This is a genomic window from Occallatibacter sp. (genome assembly GCF_049582745.1).
Taxonomy (GTDB): Bacteria; Acidobacteriota; Terriglobia; order Terriglobales; family Acidobacteriaceae; genus Telmatobacter.
This window is the reverse complement of sequence record NZ_JBAUUO010000176.1, coordinates 1-17,104: the sequence shown is the minus strand read 5'-3', so window position 1 is coordinate 17,104 and position 17,104 is coordinate 1. Positions and strand designations below refer to the sequence as shown.

17 protein-coding genes are annotated in these 17,104 nt (G+C 57.5%); 10 read left to right on the top strand and 7 right to left on the bottom strand.

Annotated features, from left to right (window positions below):
- Positions 1 to 193: 193 nt before the first annotated feature.
- The 3 genes from ftsZ to WCA10_RS25330 are packed head-to-tail and all read right to left on the bottom strand — an operon-like array spanning position 194 to position 4,003.
- Positions 194 to 1,624, bottom strand: coding sequence for a cell division protein FtsZ (gene ftsZ / locus WCA10_RS25340; protein ID WP_472825341.1), 1,431 nt, complete (start codon positions 1,622 to 1,624; stop codon positions 194 to 196).
- 11 nt (positions 1,625 to 1,635) lie between these two features.
- A complete protein-coding gene (gene ftsA / locus WCA10_RS25335; RefSeq protein ID WP_472825340.1) occupies positions 1,636 to 2,844 on the bottom strand; it encodes a cell division protein FtsA in 1,209 nt (402 codons plus the stop codon).
- Positions 2,845 to 2,851: 7 nt separating this feature from the next.
- Positions 2,852 to 4,003: a cell division protein FtsQ/DivIB gene (locus WCA10_RS25330; protein ID WP_472825339.1), complete on the bottom strand. Its 1,152-nt coding sequence runs from the start codon at positions 4,001 to 4,003 to the stop codon at positions 2,852 to 2,854.
- A 250-nt stretch (positions 4,004 to 4,253) separates the two neighbouring features.
- Between WCA10_RS25330 and WCA10_RS25325 the strand changes: the two genes are divergently transcribed.
- Positions 4,254 to 5,273, top strand: a complete 1,020-nt coding sequence (locus tag WCA10_RS25325; RefSeq protein ID WP_472825338.1) for a cyanophycinase — start codon at positions 4,254 to 4,256, stop codon at positions 5,271 to 5,273.
- A gap of 134 nt (positions 5,274 to 5,407) precedes the next feature.
- On the opposite strand, the gene WCA10_RS25320 is transcribed toward WCA10_RS25325, so the two are convergent.
- On the bottom strand, positions 5,408 to 6,838 hold the full coding sequence (locus WCA10_RS25320; protein ID WP_472825337.1) for a glycoside hydrolase family 30 protein: 1,431 nt from the start codon (positions 6,836 to 6,838) through the stop codon (positions 5,408 to 5,410).
- A gap of 172 nt (positions 6,839 to 7,010) precedes the next feature.
- Here WCA10_RS25320 and murC point away from each other — a divergent pair, with 172 nt between their 5' ends.
- The 3 genes from murC (at position 7,011) to WCA10_RS25305 (ending at position 10,243) form a co-directional block, all read left to right on the top strand.
- Positions 7,011 to 8,381 (top strand): UDP-N-acetylmuramate--L-alanine ligase, encoded by a 1,371-nt coding sequence (gene murC, locus WCA10_RS25315; protein WP_472825336.1) that lies wholly within the window; start codon positions 7,011 to 7,013, stop codon positions 8,379 to 8,381.
- Positions 8,382 to 9,052: 671 nt separating this feature from the next.
- The gene (locus tag WCA10_RS25310) at positions 9,053 to 9,628 is read left to right on the top strand and encodes a YceI family protein (RefSeq protein WP_472825335.1); all 576 of its coding nucleotides are present in this window, start codon (positions 9,053 to 9,055) and stop codon (positions 9,626 to 9,628) included.
- A gap of 63 nt (positions 9,629 to 9,691) precedes the next feature.
- Positions 9,692 to 10,243 (top strand): MarR family winged helix-turn-helix transcriptional regulator, encoded by a 552-nt coding sequence (locus tag WCA10_RS25305; RefSeq protein ID WP_472825334.1) that lies wholly within the window; start codon positions 9,692 to 9,694, stop codon positions 10,241 to 10,243.
- 33 nt (positions 10,244 to 10,276) lie between these two features.
- Here WCA10_RS25305 and WCA10_RS25300 read toward each other — a convergent pair whose 3' ends face one another.
- From WCA10_RS25300 to WCA10_RS25290, 3 genes are all read right to left on the bottom strand, one after another.
- On the bottom strand, positions 10,277 to 11,023 hold the full coding sequence (locus WCA10_RS25300; RefSeq protein ID WP_472825333.1) for a response regulator transcription factor: 747 nt from the start codon (positions 11,021 to 11,023) through the stop codon (positions 10,277 to 10,279).
- Positions 11,024 to 11,055: 32 nt separating this feature from the next.
- Complete coding sequence (locus WCA10_RS25295) at positions 11,056 to 11,388, bottom strand: PilZ domain-containing protein (RefSeq protein ID WP_472825332.1); 333 nt, start codon at positions 11,386 to 11,388, stop codon at positions 11,056 to 11,058.
- A 199-nt stretch (positions 11,389 to 11,587) separates the two neighbouring features.
- On the bottom strand, positions 11,588 to 12,850 hold the full coding sequence (locus tag WCA10_RS25290) for an ATP-grasp domain-containing protein (protein ID WP_472825331.1): 1,263 nt from the start codon (positions 12,848 to 12,850) through the stop codon (positions 11,588 to 11,590).
- A gap of 310 nt (positions 12,851 to 13,160) precedes the next feature.
- Here WCA10_RS25290 and WCA10_RS25285 point away from each other — a divergent pair, with 310 nt between their 5' ends.
- The 6 genes from WCA10_RS25285 (at position 13,161) to WCA10_RS25260 (ending at position 16,654) form a co-directional block, all read left to right on the top strand.
- Positions 13,161 to 13,592: a hypothetical protein gene (locus WCA10_RS25285; RefSeq protein WP_472825330.1), complete on the top strand. Its 432-nt coding sequence runs from the start codon at positions 13,161 to 13,163 to the stop codon at positions 13,590 to 13,592.
- Between the two features lie 320 nt (positions 13,593 to 13,912).
- Positions 13,913 to 14,470, top strand: a complete 558-nt coding sequence (locus WCA10_RS25280; protein ID WP_472825329.1) for a hypothetical protein — start codon at positions 13,913 to 13,915, stop codon at positions 14,468 to 14,470.
- 316 nt (positions 14,471 to 14,786) lie between these two features.
- The gene (locus WCA10_RS25275) at positions 14,787 to 15,305 is read left to right on the top strand and encodes a hypothetical protein (protein WP_472825328.1); all 519 of its coding nucleotides are present in this window, start codon (positions 14,787 to 14,789) and stop codon (positions 15,303 to 15,305) included.
- A gap of 517 nt (positions 15,306 to 15,822) precedes the next feature.
- Complete coding sequence (locus WCA10_RS25270; RefSeq protein WP_472825327.1) at positions 15,823 to 15,999, top strand: hypothetical protein; 177 nt, start codon at positions 15,823 to 15,825, stop codon at positions 15,997 to 15,999.
- A 76-nt stretch (positions 16,000 to 16,075) separates the two neighbouring features.
- Positions 16,076 to 16,240, top strand: coding sequence for a hypothetical protein (locus WCA10_RS25265; protein WP_472825326.1), 165 nt, complete (start codon positions 16,076 to 16,078; stop codon positions 16,238 to 16,240).
- A gap of 255 nt (positions 16,241 to 16,495) precedes the next feature.
- Positions 16,496 to 16,654 (top strand): hypothetical protein, encoded by a 159-nt coding sequence (locus WCA10_RS25260; RefSeq protein ID WP_472825325.1) that lies wholly within the window; start codon positions 16,496 to 16,498, stop codon positions 16,652 to 16,654.
- Positions 16,655 to 17,104: the final 450 nt, after the last annotated feature.

Below are 17,104 nucleotides of genomic sequence, written 5' to 3'. Positions count from 1 at the left end.
TATCCCACACGCTCTGGCCGCAGTATGTGAGCAATGTCACTCGTTGACTTGAATGGTGCATGCCCACAACCAATAGGGGAAAAACAACACCAATATACAGCTTTACACGTCCGGATCCCTGATTTTCGAGAGCTACTTCGAACTATACCGCGCTCTGGATTCAATGCAAGTCCCCGATTTGGGAGCGCTTGCATCAGAACTTCATCCGGCGCATGAACGTCGGCACATCCAGATCCCTCTCTTCTTCATTCGAAGGTGCAGACAAAGGACTTACGGCCGGTTGCGAGACAGGTTCCTCGGTAATGGCCGGGGTGCGAACGCTGTTACCAAAGTCTGAAGCATAGTCGCGCGGAAGTGGCACAAATGCCAGTTCTTCAGCGGCCTCCGTGTGGCCGGACCGAACAACTGCAGCCACAAACTCCGGTTCGCCCGCGTCTTCATTGTCCGATTCCCCGTCTTCCTCTTCGCTCATGAATCGCAGAGGCGCTGAAGCCGGCGGCGCAACAGGAGCCTTCTCGCGCATCCACGCGTCTGTCGCAACCACCGGAACCGAAACCACCGGCATCTCTTCTACATTCAGCATCCGCGCCCGCCGCTCGGGCATCTGGTCGCGGAAGCCCGTCGCGATGACCGTGATCTTCACCTCTTCGCCCATGCGTTCATCCAGTACCGCGCCGAAGATGATGTTGGCGTCTTCGTGCGCCGAGCTCTGGATAAGAGAGGAAGCTTCGTTGACCTCAGAGAGCTTCAAATTGCTTGAGCCCGTGATGTTGATGAGGATGCCGCGCGCTCCGTCGATTGCACCTGCATCGAGCAGCGGCGATGCCATGGCGGCTTGTGCCGCCTCCTTCGCGCGATTGTCGCCAGAGCGAATCGCAGTGCCCATCACCGCGTGGCCCATGCCGGCCATCGTGGTTTTTACATCGGCGAAATCGCGATTGATGATGCCGGGAATCGTGATGATGTCGGATATACCCTGCACACCCTGGCGCAGAACGTCATCGGCGATGCGGAAGCTCTCGAAAAAGCCTGCGTCTTTCGCCACTGCAAGCAGCTTCTCGTTGGGAATTACGATCATCGTGTCGACGCTCTCGATCAGTTCCTTCAGTCCGCGCTCAGCCTGCTGCAGGCGGCGCTTGCCCTCGAACGCGAACGGCCGCGTGATGACCGCGACGGTCAGGATGCCCATCTCGCTAGCCAGCGAAGCGATCACGGGAGCCGCTCCGGTGCCTGTGCCTCCGCCAAGACCCGCGGTCACAAAGACCATGTCCGCCCCTTCCAGCGCCTCGATGATCTTCTCCGAGTCTTCGAGCGCCGCGCGCCGGCCCACGTCAGGATTGGCACCCGCACCCAGCCCGGCCGTAAGCCGCACGCCCAGTTGCAGCTTGATTGGGGCCAGAGACAGTTTCAGCGCCTGCACGTCGGTATTCGCCGCAATGAACTCCACGCCTTCAAGGCCAGCCTGGATCATGCGATTGACGGCGTTGCCACCGCCTCCGCCGACACCAATGACCTTGATCCGCGCCCCGCGCTGCTCTTCATCGTGAAACTGAATGCGCAAATCTGCGGCTTCTATCTTCTGCTGATCCATAGCGGCTGGCGCCTCCCCATTCTTGGTTGACATGATCCTTGCCTTTAGAAACTTGCTGCGAAGATGGCGCGCAGTTTGGCGCGCAAACTGTTGTTTTCTGCCGCACGGGTGACACGGGTGCGATGTGCATACAGTAGCATTCCGATGGCAGTGGAAAAGCTGGGATGAACTAGCTCGCCCGGCATATTCGAGAGCCGCACCGGCATTCCCGTGCGCGCCGGAACGCGAAGCTGACTTTCTGTTACGTCGAGCATACCCGGAAGCATGGCTCCGCCGCCGGTCAGCACGCATCCTGCGCCCAATGCCTCAAGCACGCCGCCCTGGCGAAGGCTCTCTTTTACAAAATACAAAAGTTCGCGTGCTCTCGGTTCCAGAATCTCCGCAAGCGTGCGCAATACGAGACGCTGCGGCTCGGGATTGTTGATCTCGATCTCTGCTTCAAGTGGTACGGCCGTGACCACAGCGTGACCATACTGCCGTTTCAACTCCTCGGCTTGCGCCACAGGCATCTGCAATCCAACGGCGAGGTCATTGGTGAAATGCGCTCCGCCGACTGGGACCGATGCCGTGTGGGCGACCGCTCCTTCAAAGAAGACAACCATGTCGCTGGAATGCGCACCGATGTCGAGTAGACAAACGCCGAGTTCGCGTTCATCGGCGGAAAGCGTTGACTCTGCGGCCGCGATCGACTCCAACACAGCCTCGGAAACTTCAAGTCCGGCGCGGTTGGCGCAGGTCACCGTGCTTTGTAAAGCGCTGCCGGAGCAGGTTGCAATATGCAGATCGACTTCGAGGCGCGCGCCGACCATCCCAACCGGATCGAATATGCCGGGCTGGTCGTCAAGGATGAACTGGCGCGGCAGCAGATGCAGGATCTCGCGGTCCGGCGGACGCTCGACGGCGCGGGCACGCTCCACAGCGGCTCGCACGTCTTCACGCGTAATCTCGCGCATGCGGCTGCCCAGGTCCAGTCCGCCATTGGTGTTGAGCCCTCGAATATGCGGACCTCCGACTCCCACAACGCATTGGTCGATGTTTGCGCGCGCAGTCCACTCAGCTTGCTCGTTCGCCTGCTTCACAACCTTGGCCGCGGGTCCAAGCTCGGAGATGAGCCCCTTGCGCATGCCGACGGATTCAATCAGCCCATGGCCGCGATAGCGAAGAGCGCCCTCATTTACGTCGGCTGCCAGTACGCGAGTCCAGGCACTGCCCACATCCAGCACCACGATCAGATTGTCTTGCTTTTCGCTCATCGTCCTCTCAGTGGGCTGTGGTGGTGGATGGATGAGGCTTCGGCTTCGCCGCCGTCTTCTTCACGTTGCGCTTTGGCTCAGGATGCTTCTTCCTGGATGGTTTGGCCTTCGTGTCCTTTGTCCTTGCTCCGGGCCTGGCAGTGGCATGCGTATGCAACTTCCTAGCGGTGTCGGTATGTGTCGGCTCATCACGCTTTGGCGCTGTCGCCTTGACTTCTGGCGTACCTGGATCTGGCTTCTGTGTCTCCGGTGTGGCGCTGGCCCCGGACAGATCCAGCGTTGCCGGAGCAGTGTTCGAATGACCCGCCATCTGCAGCACGACTTGCTGTTCGTAGCGAAGGTCGACTTCGGCGAGCTTGGGATACTGCTGTCGCCACTCTGCGATGTGCGCCTTATAGCGCTGGAAGCGCTCGAGAAAGTGGTCGGAGCCAAAGTGCGCCAGGATGTCCGTTCCCTGTGCTGGCATCAGCACGCGCGCATCTTCAGGATCGGACAGGTCGATTTCAGAGATCTGGTCAGACAGATGCTGCCCGTTGGAGTCCAGTTCGCTGACGAGGCGCTGATACACCTCCATGCGGGCGCGCCGCGAAGCGATGGCGTCGCGGCTTTCGATCCCGGTGACGACCGGAAACGAGTAATGATGCTGCGCCATCATTGCCGGCGGCTCGGCAAGCAGCACACCGTTGGCATCGACGAGGCCGACCTGCGAGCCCTGGCGAAGAAATGCGACGGGGTTACGCTCTGTGACCGTGATGCGGATTTGGTCGGGCAAGAGGCGCATGACCGTTGCATGCTCGATCCAGGGAATCTGCTCGAGCTGCTTGCGGCGTTCGGCGAGCGGGACGAAGAAGATATTGCGGCCGATGTCTTCACCGAAGACGGGCAGCAACTCAGCTCGGCTCACTTGCGAGAGACCCGTGGCCTGAATATTGCTCGTGCCTCCAATGCGGAAGCGCGCATCGTGCTCAAGAAAGTTGCGCAGCGCGTACGCCGAAACAGCAAAGACAGAGAAAACCGCGATGACCCCGGTTGTCAGAAGGACGCGGCCGAACGTGGTGGCTGGTCGCCACCAGGGACGGGTGGGTTCGTCGCCAAACTTGCGCGGTTTGCTGCGGGTGCGAGGACCGTCGTCGTCCTCATCGTCCATGGAGATTGGCATGCCGGGCAGGCTTCGGCCTGTAACGGGCACGGCAGGTTGTGCGCGCCGAAAGCGCGGCTCTGCGGACGCTTCCTCCTCCCACACGAGGGACCGGGTTTTAGTGTCGCGTTGTGCCACGCCAGCGCCAGTAGATCGGGAGAATCGCCAAAGTCAACTATAGCCCGCGCGTGACTGGCTTTTCTCCGCATGCACCGAAGGGGGAACCCGTAGCGTAACGGGCCGGCATCACAGCTTAAAATAAGCTACCGACATGAATCATTTGCGAATCATGGTTCTGGGCATCTTGCTCACGGCAAGTGCGCATTGCTGGCCGATGCAAACTCCCGCTTATCTCTACTTCCGCACAGGAGAGAGCACCGATCTGGCTGCGCAAACGCGGGCGGGATTCGCACTGATGGGAGGCGGGACGGACCTCGATGAAGCGTTTCAATTCCTTTGCGATCGCGCGGGCGGCGGCGACTTCCTGATTTTGCGTGCAACCGGCGATGACGAATACAACTCATACGTACGCGGCCTGTGCCATTTGAATTCAGTGGCGACTCTCATTGTTCCGAATCGCGTGGCGGCGGCCGATACGTTTGTTTCCGACACCATCAAGCACGCCAGCGCGATCTTCATCGCTGGAGGCGACCAGGCCAACTACGTCAATTTCTGGATGAACACGCCGGTGCAAACTGCCCTGAACGATGCGATCCGGCGCGGTGTTCCGATCGGTGGTACAAGCGCGGGTCTGGCCGTACTGGGCCAGTACCTTTACACCGCGCAGGGCGACAAGCCCGACGATCCTAACCTGGATGGAAAGACGGCTTTGGCAGATCCTTTCGGCGCGCGCATCCGTCTGGCGCATGGCTTTCTGCAGATCCCTATTTTGAGAAATATCATTACCGATACGCATTTTGCGCGGCGGGATCGCATGGGACGGCTGCTGGTTTTTCTGTCCCGGCTGAACGCGGACGGCGGAACACCTGCTCCGCCCAATGCGCCGAAGATCCGCGGGATTGGCGTGGAAGAACGAACTGCCGTTTTACTTGAGCCTAATGGGAACGCGCACGTGGTTGGCTACGGCGCCGCGTACTTCATTGATGCCGACCATGGGTCGGGCGCAATGCAAATGCATAAACCGCTTTCCTTCGGCCCTTTTACCGTGCAGAAGGTGATGCCCGGATCAGACTTCTACATCAAATCGTGGGCGGGCGATGGGATCACGTACAAGCTTTCTGTCGAAAACGGAAAGATACGTTCTTCGCAAACGGCGAATGAAATTTACTGAAACGCACTCGTCGGCTACAGCGCATGGTGGGTGCTGCCAAAGTTCGTGCTATCCCACTCATGACGCGATAAAACTGCGTCATGAATGGGGCACCCACGTTCTATTTTTTCAGGGTAATCAGTCGCCGATGAAGCTCAAGACCACTGCAGCGTGTGCACGGAATCCGCGGGTAGATCGACATCGAGCGTTTTTTCGCCTATTACCAATTGCACCTGCTTCTCTGCTCCCTTGTTGGCCAGCACCACAGCGTAGCTGCCATCAGGATTGCGGAAACCTGTGTGCGAAAGTTCTGAGCCGACTCCGGTATCACCGAGAGCATTCGTCGCGAAAACCTTTGCGCCGCGCTTTACATGTTTCGAGTAATGCGCAAACGCCCAGTACTGACCACTGGTTGTGATCTTGTGCGTGGCGTTGTCGATAGTAATGACGCCGCCGCAGGAGAATGGGCCGATATCCGGCTTGCCCTTTTCGTCGAGGGCGATGTTCCACGCTGTAATGCAACGGGCCCAGTTGTTGAGGATGCCGTTGAACTGATCGGCCCACTTCGTGAAGTCAGTCTGGTAGTCAGGCTGGTTAATGTCGGGGCCGCCTTCGGTCCAATACGCATTCTTCGCCGGGAATGCGTCGTGCACACGCGTCATCGCGCTGGGCTCGCCGACGTAGCCGTGCCAGGCAATTCCGTCGACCGCTTCGTAGACCGATGGATCGCTGAGTTCGTCGATCGCACGTCCCCACAGGCTGTAGTTGTGATCGAGGAGCCATATCTTCGTGCCCAGGCCCGTTTTGCGGAGTGAAGGAGCGAGGAAGCGTGCGGCGAACTCCATCTCCTGCTCCTGCGCCCACAGACAGGCGGACATGTGGCCTTCCTGCTCGGCGTCAGTCTCGTTCTGGATGGTTACGGCGGCGATATCGACGCCTTCGGCTTTGTAGGCTTCGAGAAACTTGATGAAGTAACGCGCGTACGGGTCGAAGCTTTGCTTGCGCATGGCGCCGCCCAACATGGAATGGTTCGGCTTCATCCATGCCGGTGGGCTCCAGGGCGATGAGAACAGAAAGAGATCTGGATTCTGCTTGCGCGCCTCGCGCAGAATGGGAAGGTAAAACTCCTTGTCGTGATCGATAGAGAACGCCTTCAGTTCGGGATCGGGTTCGGTGCTCTCGTCGTAGCTGTACATCTTGGTTGCATAGTCGCTCGATCCGATGCAGGTGCGGCAGACGTTCAACGCCATGGCATCGGACGCGAAGAGATCGCGCATGACGGGTGCGCGTTCTGCATCCGACAGGCGGCTGAGCATGTAGGCGGAAGCCTCGGTGATGGCTGCGCCGAAGCCAAGGATCTCCTGTTTCGCCGCGCCTGTATCCAACTGAATCGCGTTCGCCGCAACCTGCTTTGCTGGTTTCCATTCAAGCGGCTCGAGCGCGGCGTGGCGCCGGTCGCGGAACGTTCCCCACACGTTAACTTTGTCCGGCTCGGAAGCCCAGGCGAGAGTTCTCAGCGTAACAGCAAGCGCCGCTGCGGCGGCGGAGCCAGCTTTCAAAAAATCCCTGCGCGTACGGTGGATCATTGTGAACTCCTTGCCGATGACAATCGTGGTCGGCGGAATGATAGCATGCGGACCGTCTTATCAAACGTTTGAGCTAGGCGTTGAATCAGTTTGCTTTCCAGCACCCCCGCCGGGTATCTCTCCGGGACTGCCGATCATGGCCCTATGCTGCTAACCTGAAGCTTCTTCCGCAATGTTTGTCACTTCACAGCACGCGCACTTCATCGGAATCGGCGGCATCGGCATGAGCGGGATCGCCGAAATCCTCCTCAACATGGGCTTCCTGGTCTCGGGCTCTGACCTGCGGCGCGGTCCAGTTACGGATCGACTTGCTCAGCTCGGTGCCACGATCTACGAGGGACATAACGGGCAAAACGTCACCGGCGCTACGGTCGTTGTTACGAGTTCTGCGGTGTCGCCCAGTAATCCCGAAGTCGTCGCGGCGCGCTCGCTGAAGATTCCGGTGATTCAGCGCGCCGAGATGCTCGCCGAGCTGATGCGCCTAAAATACGGCATCGCCATCGCCGGCATGCATGGCAAAACGACGACGACATCGATGGTGGCGTCTGTTCTGGCCGCGGGCGGGCTTGATCCTACGGTTGTTGTTGGGGGCCGCGTCGATGCGCTCGGCTCCAATGCGAAACTCGGCACCACGCAATATCTCGTTGCCGAGGCGGATGAAAGCGACCGCTCCTTCCTCAAGCTCCCGCCCATCCTCGCGGTTGTCACCAATCTCGATCGCGAGCACATGGACTGCTACCGCGACATGGACGACGTGGAGCATGCCTTCCTCGCCTTCATGGACAAGGTTCCCTTCTATGGCGCCGTCACCGCCTGTATCGACAACCCGGCGCTCGCCGCGATCCTGCCACGCGTGCATCGGCGCGTCTTTACCTACGGCACCTCGCCTGAGGCCGACTACCGGCTCGATTTACTCGCGGCGCGTCCGGAATGCTTCTCGCACTTCCAGGTCGCCACACCCGCAGGCACGGTCGGCCCGTTTCAGTTGCACGTCCCTGGACGTCACAACGCGCTCAATGCCACCGCCGCAGTGGCAATCGCTCATCAACTCGGCATCGCAACCGAAAAGATTGCTGCAGGAATCTTCAGTTTCCATGGTGTCGATCGGCGTTTTCAGATTCGCGGGCAGGCGCGCGGCATTACCGTGGTCGACGATTACGGACATCACCCGACGGAAATCCGCGCCACTCTGGCCGCCGCCCGCGAGTTCTCGAATGGCCGCGTTCATGTCGTCTTTCAGCCTCATCGCTACACGCGCACACGCGACTTGCTGGACGAATTCGGTGCTGCTTTCACGGATGCCGATTCGGTCTTCGTTCTGCCGATCTATGCCGCCAGCGAAGAACCGCTGCCGGGAATCACGGCGGAATTGCTGACCTCGAAGATTACGTCGCCCCATGCGCAATACGCGGCTGACTTCAGTGCTGCAGTTGCCGCGGTTGCGGACGCGGCGCACACGGGCGACATGATCCTGACGCTTGGCGCCGGGAGCGTAAGCCAACTCGGCCCGCAAATCCTGGCAGAGCTTGAATCTGCGAAGTAGTTGGGCCCGGAAGCGGAATCCAGGCAGGCGGAACATATGCAACCGATCGGTTGCAGGTACCCCCTCCCCCTCCCCCCTACTCTGGGAAGAAAGTCGCCCTTTTCAGTGGTTTACGGCGAATCTAATTTGTAAAGTCTTCTGCCGATAGGAACTTAGACACAGAATATTCTGCACATTGGACTTACGGGCTTTCTTCCCTCTGTGTCACAGTTTTACGGTTTCGCATTTTCACAGGCCCATTGTGAGAAGAAGAGGTTGAAAAGTTAATTCGCTTCATAGATTCAGCTTAGGCGAATCGAAGAAATAACCTGCAAAAACAGGAAAACAATTTTGCCTTTGTTTTGAGTGGGTTAGGTGGCGGTGATTGAAAAAGGGGGTTGACCTCGGAAAAGCAATGAACGCACGCGGCAAAGATCCCTCCCTTGCTGTGTTGTACCGGCCCCTTTCCGATTCGGCCGCCGATTCTTTGGGAATTCAACAATATTTGTTGCAACAAATAACGAGTCTCGCGCGTCCATGAAGAAAGCTGGTTCCCCTGGGCGGCCGTGTACGTTGACGCGAAGATTCGGCGGAGGCTGAAATTGTTTGGCCGAGATCGATCCTTGGTCGCCCTTCCCTATTCCCAGAGCCTCGATACCATCGAGCACGAAATTGGAAAGGACAAGAAACGAATGAAACGTTTGGCAATGATGCTTGGCATTTTGGCGACGGCTGTTCCGATAGCCGTGGCTCAAACCTCCACGTGGGTTCCGGACAAGGCGCATAGCGAGGTCGAATTCAGCATTTTGCACATGAGCCTGTCGAAGGTGCATGGACGGTTTGGCAACCTGGGCGGCCAGATTGTGTGGAATGACACGGACGTCACCAAGTCCACGGTGAACATGACCATCGACGTAACCACGGTTGACACAGGTGTGGCGCAGCGGGACACGGATCTGAAGAGCGCCGGCTTTTTCGACGTGGCGCAGTTTCCGACGGCGACCTTCACGAGCACGAGCGTCGCGAAGACGGCAAACGGCCTGACGGTAAACGGCAACCTGACGGTTCACGGTGTGACCAAGCCGGTGGTTCTGCAAGTCGAAGGACCCATGGAACCCAAGCCCGGCATGGGTGGCAAGATGCATGCCGGATTTTCGGCGACGACGACAATCAGCCGCAACGCGTTCGGAATTGGGACGAAGTATCCAGCAGCAGTGCTGGGGGACGATGTGCAATTAACCATCGAACTGGATGTTGTAAAGCAGTAGGAAAGCCCGATAACTCGGCGGCGCCAGATTTCGGCCGCCGATTGCACGTTCACAGGAACAGACATGACCGGTTTGAAGAGAGAAATCGCGCAGGAACGCCCGTTTTCAAGCGACGAAGAAGAGGCACTGCTGAATGTGCTGCGCACTTCGGATTGCCTGCAACGGGTGTTTCAGCGCCGGACGCGCGACTGGGGTGTCACGTTAACCCAGTACAACGTGTTGCGGATTTTGCGCGGAGCCGGCTCCCTGGGTCTGACATGCTCGGCGATTGGCGACCGGATGATCACCGCCGAGCCCGACATCACGCGATTGCTGGCGCGGCTCAAGGCAATAAAGCTGATCAGGCAACAGCGCGACAAGCACGACCGTCGCGTGGTTTGGACGCATATCTCCGCGGCGGGTCTTGCATTGCTGGGCAAGATGGACGCGGTGATTGAGCAAATTCCGCGCGACCTGCTGGGTCACCTGGATCGCAAGGATCTGAGTGAGCTGATTCGGCTGCTGGAACTGGCGCGGGAAAACTGCGGCGATATGCAGACGCCGGTGAGTTGCGAAGGCGTGTCGTGCGACGGGACGAAAGAAAAAGCCACTAAAAAGGCTTCGGCGCTGCATTGAGCAGCGCCGCATGAAAATCCGTACTCCGTGGCATCAGCGGGCAACGATCTTCTGTGCGACCACGACTTCGTCGGCATCGGACTTGATGATCTTGTTGTGCAGGCAGTAGAGAGCAAGCTCGAGCCGATCGGAGACGCCCAGCTTGTCGTAGATCTTGCGCAGATAGTTTTTGATGACCTGCTCGGTTGTCCCGAGCTGGAAGGCGATTTCCTTATTGCGCTTGCCCTGCGTGATGCAGGTGATGATGGCCGTCTCCTTGGGAGAAAGCCGGGGTTGCGTGCGGGGGCTGACCAGCGCCGCGGCCTGGGCACGATACGCATCGATGACCCAGTTCACGGCCTGGTTATCGATCCAGGTTTCGCCGGTGGCGATGCGGCGTACGCAGCGGACCAGCAGGTCGGGCGAGATGGAGCGCGAGATGATGCCGCGAACGCCGCGGCGATAGAGGTCAACGGTCTGGCTTTCGTCGTTGCTAACGGCCTGCACGATGAGCTTGACATCGGGGACAATGCGGAGGACGTCGGGAATGGCGTTGGGGACTCCTGTGAGGAGGCCACCTTCAATCAAGACCACGTCGGCCGGCTGTCGTTCGAGCGCCAGGCGGAGGTTTTCGAGGGAGTCGGCCTGCGCCACGACGCGAATATCGTCTTCGAGCGCGAAGATCTTGCGAATGCCTACGCGGTAGATGGCCTGAGAGTCCGCAAGGATAATGCGAATCGTACCCGGCTTGACGGGTGAGTCGAGAATCTCGCCATCAGGTGTTTCGTCGAGAAGTTCCATAGGTGGCCGCTACAGCCGTCGATTCAGAATGCTTACGGCTCTACGAAATGATATTCGTCGATTGTCGCAGCAGCCTGATAGTGACTTTGGCTTATGGAGCAGCGTACCACACGTCCTCGACAGTGAACTAACACATCTTGGGGAGTGCCCAGTACACTTCCGGGCATCCGCAGATGGAAATCGAGCTCCTCGCCCACACTGAGAGGCCCATTCAGTTCAAGCAGGACGCCGTTCGCGGAGACATTGCGCGTCACGGCAGGTTTGTCATGCTGTTTGTCGTCAGCCATCTCCACCGGCAAGGAGAGCGGGAACCGCACGGCACACCGAACTTCTTTCAGAAAGTTGCCGCGCCCAGTCTTGCTCATTTCCTCGGATGGGTTCGTTTTGGAGATCTCCATCATGCGATTTCCTTTTCCGGCGGATACGTTCACTACGAATGTATACAACTTCTGCGGTAGAACCTAGAGCACGAAAGTTTAAAAGTAGTAATCGGCTAGGTAACTCCACCTGGGGAAGACAGCATCGGAGCGCGTGCAGAGCATACCAGAAAAGAGCGCGCCGCGGTCAGATATAAAAGGCCGCCGAACCACCAACCCAACGCCGATTCTTATTGTGGTCGACGCCCATCATCTTTCCTCTTCCCAGGCGAACCAGGGACAAGGCGGGAGTGAGTTCGCCGCCATCAGGCCACATATAAAGGATCCGGATTTCAGCCTGGGTCCACCCGAAAGGCGTTTCAATGGTGGGTTCGAACCGCATGCGCTGCTGCAGGAGATAAGATTCGCGTTCCTCTGGCGGGATCGCTTGGAGGCGCGCGTGCGAGGGTTCGAACTCAATGCCCTTCCCGGCGAAGGAATACAGCGGCTTGAGGAGTAACTCCTTATAGACACGGGATGCGCTATCGCCGGTGGGCAGCGGCACGCCGGCGGCAGCAAGGAAGTCATGTCCGGGGCCGGCGAGAAAGTCGTTGAGAAAAACTGCGGGCGGCACAAGCGGAAACCGTCCGGTTCGGGCAAGCCAGGGAATTGAGAATTTACTGATAAGGAAATACCAGTTGGGATGGCCGGCCCACTCCACCTCCCATGGATGCGCAAGATTGAAAGGGAGACGGATATGGCGAGCAATCAGTTCGTCGGCGATGGCGCGGTTGTAGATACGGTGAATCGGCCTGAGACAGCCGACCGCGTCGCGATAGTGCAATTTGTTGCCGACAGACTCGATCGCAGCGATGTCGACCACCGGAATGCCGAGATGCTTCGAAGTCAGATGAAAGTCAGAGAATGTTTTTTGATGGAGAGGATCGATCTCGGTGAGGACAACCTCTTCGGGCTTGTGGTTGCCGAGAATGGTTCGTCTCAGCAGATTCCAATAGGTTGATTCGTTGAGTCCCCCGAGAAAAACGCCGAGCGATTCAGGAAGACCGAAGACTTCGCGGTAGGCGGAACAGAGTTGAGCCTGATATGCGAACACCGAAGGAAAGGCCTGAATCTCAACCAGGCGGGGCGCCAGTTCACCGGAAGCGGTGCGCACCAATGCGAAGTCAGCGGTAAGAAAGTGCGGATGGGGCGTCTCGTTGACAACGCTGTAGCCGTGGGGAATCGCCTTGCGAGCTGCGGCGAGATAGGGCGCATCGGCGATCAGGTGAAGGGCTAGCGTGGAACCTTGTTCAGCCATCTCGTCGAGGAGATCTCTGGGAACGAAGATCGGTGTCTCCGCCACCGGAAACTGGATAGGACCGCCGCAGCGCTGATCGAGCAGTATAAGGAGCTCGGAATACGCGGATTCATGGAACGCGGCATTGAATTGCCCGCGCAACTCGGGAATCAAGGTATCTCCTGCGCGAAATGGGATTTGCGCTCTTGAGACGCGGTGGGATCGCGACCCGTGAAATCCAATTGAGACTCAAACGCGTTCACTTGAGTGGCCGTGGCCAAGATTGTATCTGAGCGAGCTGTGGGAGGGGGGCACCGTAACGTGACCTTTTGGGAAGGCAAAGAGCGTATATTCCCATCATATGGTACAAGTAAACGTTATCTTTAATTTTTGTGAGGTGACCTCAGTACTTTTGTTGTACGGAGTTGCCTCGTCTGCATTAATCTTTCTGCAGTTTTCTTTGTACACGCTGAGGTGTACCAAAATGTCTTCGTCATGGTTGAAAGTTTCATGCGTGGCTCTTGGTTCGGCTATTGCTCTGTCGGCTATCACGGCGGCTGCAGCGCCAACCACGCATTCTCTTCCCGCGCAGAGCGGGTTTGCCGCTAGTTCGCCTGTTCTTGTAACGCCTCGTCCGGTTTACAAGGCTTCGCCCGTCCTCGTTACGCCACCGCCGGTCTATAAGATGGCCAGTTCGCCCGTCCTCGTAACGCCGCCTCCGGTCTACAAAGCTTCGCCCGTTCTGGTGACGCCACCGCCGGTCTATAAGATGGCCAGTTCGCCCGTCCTCGTAACGCCACCTCCGGTCTACAAGGCTTCGCCTGTTTTGGTCACGCCGCGGCCGGTGTACAAGATGGCCAGTTCACCAGTCCTCGTGACGCCGCGGCCGGTGTATAAATTGGTAACTAACGTTTAGGCAGCGCGGGAGAATTCTTTACCAGGGCTGCTAAACTACGAAGGTCTTCAGTCGATTTACTCAGGAGACGGAGGCCGGTTCTGGATTCCGCACTCACCTTTCTCGGTTGCGTCACCGAAGCGGCGATCCTAGGTTTACTGTTTTTTAAAGGGATCTACAAACTACTTCCCCTTTTTTCTTCCTATATTGCGTGGAGCCTGCTGAGTGATCTGGGCGGCTTTCTGCTCATTCGTCGTTTCCCGAGCACTGAGCTACGCATCTTCCTTGCAATTTCCATCATCGATTCAATCTTCATGTTCTGCGTGCTGATTGAAGTTTCAATGTCGGTTCTCAAGCCTGTTCGTGCATTTCTTCCCAAATGGGCATTCTTTGTGGTCGCTGCCTTTGTCGCGACGGCAGGCGGACTGATCTGGTTCCTGGTGAAATTCCCCGGCTTCGACAAGCTCCAGGGAGACTTTCAGACCATCGGACACCTCCAGTTCACGGTCTCCGCGATGCGGCTCCTCTTCTTTCTGATCCTGGCGGGTTTCAGCCAGTTACTGTCGATCGGCTGGCGCGATCGTGAACTCCAGATCGCCACCGGCTTCGGCTTTTACGCGCTGGCGAGCATCGTCGTTGGAATTCTGCACTGGAATCTGGGGGCCGGAAGCCCAGATCTCGACCGGCAATACCATCTTCTGGACCAGATGATGAGCGCGTGCTACTCGGGCTCACTGGTTTATTGGGCTTTCAGCTTTGCCCAGGAAGTGCCCGAGCGGCGGGAGTTTACGCCGCAGATGCAGAATTTCCTGCTGGCCGTGGCGGGCAACGCACGGGCTACGCGCATGGCGATGACGAACGAATCGGAATCTAAATCGGGAAGGCGTAACAACCACTGACCGTTGGCGGCTCTCCCTGGCAAGAATTTTCCCGTTTCTCCCCATTAGAAATCGCTCATTTCAAAGAGCTTCAGATTGATCCCTTCCGGCCATTCTGCGACCCGAAAGTGTCATTTACTCCCGAGAGTGATTACTTTAAGTTACTGATGTGACCAGTGGTGTGGATTACCCTTGGATGGGTGAACAGCGGGGCGTTGCAGAAAATAGAGTCCACAAACCGTGTCGTTTCTGATAGAAGTGTAGGGAACAGTGAAATGCTGTCCGGCGTTTCACGGAATGACATAAGAGTTACCAAAGACCGGACTGAGGGCTATGTATGATCTTCCCGCTGCTTCAACTCGGTGCAGTTGTTCTGGTTGCCTTGTATCTCGGCCGCTGGCGATTGAGTATTCGTCGCCGCAATTCGCAATCGTGGGAGTCGCTGCTGATGCGCCTTCGACCTGATTGGAGTGCGCGTGAGCTGAGCGATCAGTTCTTATGGAAGGAAGGCTTGAACGCATCACCTGAAGAAACATGGACGCGCATGGAAGGTCCGCGCGGGCTGTGGGTGATGTTCCAGAACGCCAAGGTCATGCTGGAGATGGCGGATTACGCGACGCGTCATTGCGAGAATGTGGATCGAGTGCTGGTAGAGACACTACGCAGCGATGCGATGCAGATCAAAGTTTGCGTGCTGATGGCGCTGGCACAATATGCGTTCAGCCACGCAAGCGAGGGCGTCCGAGTGAATGCGTTCCGGGCGGCTTCAATGTATACCGGCATGGCAGCAAGAATGACCCAGCTGCTGCAGGAGAGCGCGGCAACGATGGTCCCCGACTTTGTAGCTGCGATGTAAGTCGCGGTTCCCTTTCGACAAAAGCCCCGGCAAATGCCGGGGCTTTTCGTTTGCTGGGAAAGCGAATGAAAACATCTTTCGACGAATATAGGCTGTTGAACTATTGATGTTTATCTCCTATTGGCCCGAGTGCATTTGGACGTATCCTGGCACGTTTTGGCGCTTATTCGCCGCCATTTGAAAGCATTTATCGCGTCTGCCTAGACAGCGGCGAAACGGGCAGGCGTCTCCACGCGGGGAATCAAAATCGGCAACAGCGTGACCCAAATCACTTCCTCTGTTTTCAAAGCATGGCACCATTTGTTTCGTCATATGAATCGGCACTCACATTCGGATGTGCTCTACAGGCTCCAGGCACAGTTGCAGCATTTTGATCGCAGTCCTGACTTTGGCGATGCAGATGCTGTAGAAGCTATACGGCAGCATCTGCATGTGCGCATCCGTGAAGCGGAGAGTCTGATGCGGTGCGGAATCCCGATTCAACCAGGGCGGGCCGTTCAGGCGGAGGCGGCGTAAGATGTCGATGTTTGCATTTCGAAAGCCGGTCAGCTTTACACCAGCGCGCGGCGCACTGGTAACCCTGCGCGAGACGTTGAAGAGCCTGGAGGCCGCACCGGTAGAAACGAAACAGATCGCCGACTTGAAGCGGATTCTCGCAGGGCGAATCGCCGAAATGGAACGCAAAACGGCGTAGAAAGAGCCGGGCTGGAGCAGATTTTCGAGTCCTTTTTTCCTGTCGCGTGTCCAACTTGATAACGCAGAGGTTCCCAATGCTGATCATTACGACCATCTACATCGCAGAAGCTGAAGATCCAACCCAGCGTGAGGCACACGACCACGCATGGCAGGAGGCCGCCGATCTGAAGGAAGCGTCGCGCCAGTGGGTCAGCATCTACGAGGGCAAGAATCGCGTGCTGCCGATTGATTCGGAGTAGACAACAGGGGTCAGGATTCAGGGGTCACCTGCCGGAAATCCTCCGTTTTCCTCGATAGCACAATCGCATGTTGGTTCTTCGCGGTTGCCTCAATCACGAAATAAATTGACTGGTACTTCATGGGCGCGGAGAAATATCTGCGCGCATATGCATCTTCTGTGCGCGGGAGACATTCCAATAGTGCAGAGGTCATTAGCCGCAGTCATAGAGACGCCTTAGATCTGCATAGAAAGAAGAGCTACGAAGATGCTTATTGTGACGACTATTTATTGTGCGGAATCAGAGCCTGCTCATCAGCCGGGCGCCAGAAAGGCTCCCGAGAAGACCCTCGCCGATCTCAAGGATGCCGAACGCAAGTTAATGAGCATGTACCAGGGAACGAACCGGGTGCTGCCGCTGGATGAAGAGCGGTAAAAGGCTTGTGGTCAGTTTTCAGTGGTCAGTTATCAGTCTTCAGTGAGCGGCGAAGCTTGCTGAGTCTGCTTCCTGGCGCTATGCAAATGCAGATCGTTTCCTGACCCTCGGCTTTGATCAGATAAACGAACCTCAGGCCTTTGGACAAAAGCAGTGGGTAGTAGCAGAAGGCCTTTCCGCGGAGGGCGGCGGCCTTGCACTTGTGTCCGCTGGTGAGAATATGCGGGCATTCGTTGAACATGGACGAGACTTCTGGAGACCCCTATTATCCCCTCTCTTAGGGTAAAGGTCTTGTTTACATTGGCTTGCAGACGAGGGTGGCGCTAGAGCATTTTCATAATTACTGTACTCCGTAACCGCAGTGCCGGAAGAAAGCCTGCGCGTTTTGGGGAGTGATGGCGTCGATGGCCCGCGCGATGGCTGGTTCCAGCTGATCGAGCGCGCGGGCCT

Excerpts from the sequence above, each read along its gene's own strand:
- WCA10_RS25295 (WP_472825332.1), bottom strand. The coding sequence starts at position 11,388 with ATGAGCAAGACTGGGCGCGGCAACTTTCTGAAAGAAGTTCGGTGTGCC.
- WCA10_RS25320 (WP_472825337.1), bottom strand. The coding sequence starts at position 6,838 with ATGATCCACCGTACGCGCAGGGATTTTTTGAAAGCTGGCTCCGCCGCC.
- WCA10_RS25310 (WP_472825335.1), top strand. The coding sequence starts at position 9,053 with ATGAAACGTTTGGCAATGATGCTTGGCATTTTGGCGACGGCTGTTCCG.
- ftsZ (WP_472825341.1), bottom strand. The coding sequence starts at position 1,624 with ATGTCAACCAAGAATGGGGAGGCGCCAGCCGCTATGGATCAGCAGAAG.
- WCA10_RS25280 (WP_472825329.1), top strand. The coding sequence starts at position 13,913 with ATGTCGGTTCTCAAGCCTGTTCGTGCATTTCTTCCCAAATGGGCATTC.
- ftsA (WP_472825340.1), bottom strand. The coding sequence starts at position 2,844 with ATGAGCGAAAAGCAAGACAATCTGATCGTGGTGCTGGATGTGGGCAGT.
- WCA10_RS25330 (WP_472825339.1), bottom strand. The coding sequence starts at position 4,003 with ATGCCAATCTCCATGGACGATGAGGACGACGACGGTCCTCGCACCCGC.
- WCA10_RS25270 (WP_472825327.1), top strand. The coding sequence starts at position 15,823 with ATGTCGATGTTTGCATTTCGAAAGCCGGTCAGCTTTACACCAGCGCGC.
- WCA10_RS25300 (WP_472825333.1), bottom strand. The coding sequence starts at position 11,023 with ATGGAACTTCTCGACGAAACACCTGATGGCGAGATTCTCGACTCACCC.
- murC (WP_472825336.1), top strand. The coding sequence starts at position 7,011 with ATGTTTGTCACTTCACAGCACGCGCACTTCATCGGAATCGGCGGCATC.
- WCA10_RS25305 (WP_472825334.1), top strand. The coding sequence starts at position 9,692 with ATGACCGGTTTGAAGAGAGAAATCGCGCAGGAACGCCCGTTTTCAAGC.
- WCA10_RS25275 (WP_472825328.1), top strand. The coding sequence starts at position 14,787 with ATGATCTTCCCGCTGCTTCAACTCGGTGCAGTTGTTCTGGTTGCCTTG.
- WCA10_RS25325 (WP_472825338.1), top strand. The coding sequence starts at position 4,254 with ATGAATCATTTGCGAATCATGGTTCTGGGCATCTTGCTCACGGCAAGT.
- WCA10_RS25265 (WP_472825326.1), top strand. The coding sequence starts at position 16,076 with ATGCTGATCATTACGACCATCTACATCGCAGAAGCTGAAGATCCAACC.
- WCA10_RS25285 (WP_472825330.1), top strand. The coding sequence starts at position 13,161 with ATGTCTTCGTCATGGTTGAAAGTTTCATGCGTGGCTCTTGGTTCGGCT.